Origin of the sequence: Globicatella sp. HMSC072A10 (genome assembly GCF_001811625.1) — a bacterium.
Taxonomy (GTDB): domain Bacteria; phylum Bacillota; class Bacilli; order Lactobacillales; family Aerococcaceae; genus Globicatella; species Globicatella sanguinis.
In genome coordinates, this window is the sequence record NZ_KV805759.1 from 1 (window position 1) to 3,459 (window position 3,459).

Annotated in this window: 4 protein-coding genes; all 4 read right to left on the reverse strand. The window is 31.9% G+C overall.

Annotated elements, in window-relative coordinates; genetic code table 11:
• Positions 1-67: 67 nt before the first annotated feature.
• Positions 68-268 (reverse strand): cold-shock protein, encoded by a 201-nt coding sequence (locus HMPREF2811_RS07300; protein ID WP_071408769.1) that lies wholly within the window; start codon positions 266-268, stop codon positions 68-70.
• Positions 269-714: 446 nt separating this feature from the next.
• Complete coding sequence (locus HMPREF2811_RS07305; protein WP_071408770.1) at positions 715-1,326, reverse strand: DUF5052 family protein; 612 nt, start codon at positions 1,324-1,326, stop codon at positions 715-717.
• Positions 1,327-1,479: 153 nt separating this feature from the next.
• Entirely contained in the window at positions 1,480-2,385 is a 906-nt protein-coding gene (locus HMPREF2811_RS07310; protein WP_071408771.1) for an Rgg family transcriptional regulator, read from the reverse strand.
• A 69-nt stretch (positions 2,386-2,454) separates the two neighbouring features.
• Positions 2,455-3,312: an Rgg family transcriptional regulator gene (locus HMPREF2811_RS07315; protein WP_071408772.1), complete on the reverse strand. Its 858-nt coding sequence runs from the start codon at positions 3,310-3,312 to the stop codon at positions 2,455-2,457.
• Positions 3,313-3,459: the final 147 nt, after the last annotated feature.

Sequence of the window (3,459 nt, forward strand, 5' to 3'; positions counted from 1 at the left end):
TCCGTGACCCACACCATTTGACAAAGAGCCTAGAAAACGATGAGGTGTTTGATTATTTATTCAGTGATTATAATTTAACGATATTAGTCGCTTGTAAACCACGTTGACCTTTTTCAATGTCATAAGACACTTGTTGGCCTTCTTCTAATGATTTAAATCCAGAGCCTTGAATTTGAGAGAAATGTGCAAAAACATCATTTCCATCTTGTCCTGTAATGAACCCAAAACCTTTATCTGCATTAAACCATTTAACTGTACCATTTTCCATGTGTAAATCCTCCTGTGTGCCTCTTAAGCACTTGATATTGCAATAACAAAAATAAATTTAAAGATATGATTTACAAATGAATGGAAAAAATATAATTAATTAATTTCTTTACTACCTGTTTAGTTTAACACTTATTTCAAGCCTTGTATATAGCATTTAGAAAATAATTGAAAAAATAACGCTTTATGTTGAAAGTTTCACTATATTTTCACCCGAAAAGCATAATCTTAATGTAAATGCCATAAATAACGCTGGGAAAAATTCCGAGATTTGAGGTGCACGCATGTTCAACCATTCTTCTCCACTCCAATACAATGAAGATAATCAGTGCACAAAATACACTAAACAAATAACCAACCATCCTTCCCCGCTCTCTCAAGCCCTTCTACAAAAAATACTGCTCAACGATTTGATGCTAGTCGTTAGGCAGTATTTCAAAAAAATGATTATTTTAATAAAGCATTATCATAGATGGTGTAATCACAACGGTAAATAAATAAGTATTTTCCGTCTATAATTAAGCCTGTTGATTTAGGCACATCGGTTTTAAAGTAAGAAACATTATTACCTGAATACACGGCTAATGGGGTCCCATTTTGACTCCGGATTAATACCGTCTTTTTCTTACCAAAGAAAGATTGCCCTAATTGGTTTTGCATACGGGAAATAAATGGTAAATTCGAACGCGAATCATATAATTCTACCTTGTTTGGGATTTCCATCGTTAAGTCCTCTAATCCTGTTTCGGCTGCAATTAAAGACGAGCCAACATGAGTCATCGTATGGCCACCAATTTGAATATTTAACACATGTGAATCGCTATTGGAATTACCTTCATGATTAGTCGAATCAAATTCTGTTTCTCGTTCAATCGACACCGATTTACCTGTGATTGAATCGATTACTTGCGCTGTATCATCATACGTTTGCACTGTCATTGTTAAACCAATGAAATCTTGTTTAAAACCAGAGATAAATTCACTGATTGCTTGACAGCCTGACAATAACATCACCGAGACTAATAGCACAGTCATTTTGTTAAAATAGGATTTTTTCATGATTCACGCTCCTGATTATTGTTCTTAAATCTATCATATCATGTTTTCAATGAAGAAAAAGGTACTTGAGACTGATTATTTCGATATTTATAATCAAGCTAATTATCATTTATCGGATAAAAAAACGATTTCGTTCAAATAAATGACTTGCTGTCACTTCTCTTTAAATAAATTGGGATAGTTTTCTGCTTTTAATTCCTGTTTCATATTATAATCTTTGATATAACCAACATAAAGATTCCAAGAAATTATTCCTGGCCGTACTGCGCCTAGTTCATTAAGAAATGAAAAATAACGATCGAGTTCCTGATTCATTTCGGTGTTGTTTTTAAATATCACTTGATACAAATAATAGAAAAATTGGTTAAATTGTAGCTCATAAAAATATTTCTCATTAAATTGAATTTCTAATAAGCGTTGCAATATTGTTTCTATTTTTTGTTCCTCTTGGTAATCAAAACACAACATAATAACCACATGTGCACAATGGATGGCGAGGGATTGTGTTATGATAGATTGTGAATCGATAACTTTTAAAATATTATGATAAATCATATCGATATACTCTGGCTTGGTAATTAATAAACCGATGCGAGCAAAAAGATGCAGTTCAAAGATGAGCCAAGTTTCACTTTCAAAGAAAAATTGTTCGAGAGCTAAGCTGTCTTCTGGTAAAACTTTATTTATTTCCAACATGCTAATAAAACAATTTGTTACATGGATTAAAAGAGGAACTATTGGTATCGCTTCTGCCAATGTTTCTAATTTCATTTTATATGCTTTGAGACCATTGAGATTTGCCCCATGATAAAGTTTAACTACGCGATCACAAAATTCGTAAAAGATACGGATTTGTTTAAATTCTTCTGCCAATAAAATCGATTCTCGTTCATCTAAATGTAGTCGTTCGAAAAGTAAAAGAATTGTATCCACTCGTAAATCTGTTTCGCCTTTTTTAAATAAATCATAAGTCGATCGTGACATGAGATTACCAATAGTGTCGTCAATCGTCATATTACGATCAATGCGTATTTGTTCAATTATTTCTCCTACATGCATAATAATTCTCCTCTTAACTTGCTATAAGTGGTTAAATTCTGTAATGGATTATAAATAAACTGGTGGTGGTTATACCGGATACTTCATTAAATACTGTTGATATTTTTGAGTTAATTCTTGCACAACAGTACCTGCACCAAAGCTTTGACAATTTTCAATTAACTTTTTTACTGCTTTCTCTTGATTTTTCTTATTATTAATGTCAACTAATAAGCGATAAAAATGTAACATGACACGTTGTTTAAATAAAATGTGCGAACGCGGGTGAGTTTCGATTAGCTTTTCAAATCTTTCTAAGTCCATTGGAATTCCTTTATGCAACAAGTGAAAATAAATATTACTACATAAAGTATATACTACCTGTGTATAATCTAAATAGATTTCCTTGGCCACGTATAATTCTGCTTGGTCAAAAGCTTTATAAAGTAAATCATCTTCAAAATGCTGCATGGTGTGTGATAATAATGCAAATTCAAAATGATACCATGTGGGCATATTGCGTAAATATGACTCTATTTTTATTAATTCTGACTTTGGAATTGGTATTTGATAGCGATCTTCTAAAACTAAATCTAAATACCAATTAATATGCTGATAATATTCATCTTCTTGTGCTAATTTAGTAATAAAATGTTTGGCTGATAATAATTGCGTGCGGTCATAGTGTTGCAAGCTACACAAATCCACCCAATCAAAATTATAAAATTCTTCTCTAATAAATAAGTCTGCTTGATCCATTAATTGCAAAAAATCTTCGGCATCAATTTTAAGACGTAACGATAACTCTATAAATTTTGACAATGACAATCTCGTTTCATTATTAACAAAGCGATTGTAAGTCGATCGAGATAAAACGTCCTTGATAAGTGTGTTAATCGGCATATCTCTTTTCTGTCTAATATATTCAATAGCATAACCTAACTTCATTGATTGACCTCCTTAATCAGATACAAAAAGGATATTATTGTCAACGGTTTTGTTTTGAAAAGGTTTTCAAAACAGGGAAAAATAAGACTTACGTTAATGGCTTAGAGCCACCTTTATAACCCAACTTCCCGAATACGTAACACGAAT

Excerpts from the sequence above, each read along its gene's own strand:
- HMPREF2811_RS07300 (WP_071408769.1), bottom strand. The coding sequence starts at position 268 with ATGGAAAATGGTACAGTTAAATGGTTTAATGCAGATAAAGGTTTTGGG.
- HMPREF2811_RS07305 (WP_071408770.1), bottom strand. The coding sequence starts at position 1,326 with ATGAAAAAATCCTATTTTAACAAAATGACTGTGCTATTAGTCTCGGTG.
- HMPREF2811_RS07310 (WP_071408771.1), bottom strand. The coding sequence starts at position 2,385 with ATGCATGTAGGAGAAATAATTGAACAAATACGCATTGATCGTAATATG.
- HMPREF2811_RS07315 (WP_071408772.1), bottom strand. The coding sequence starts at position 3,312 with ATGAAGTTAGGTTATGCTATTGAATATATTAGACAGAAAAGAGATATG.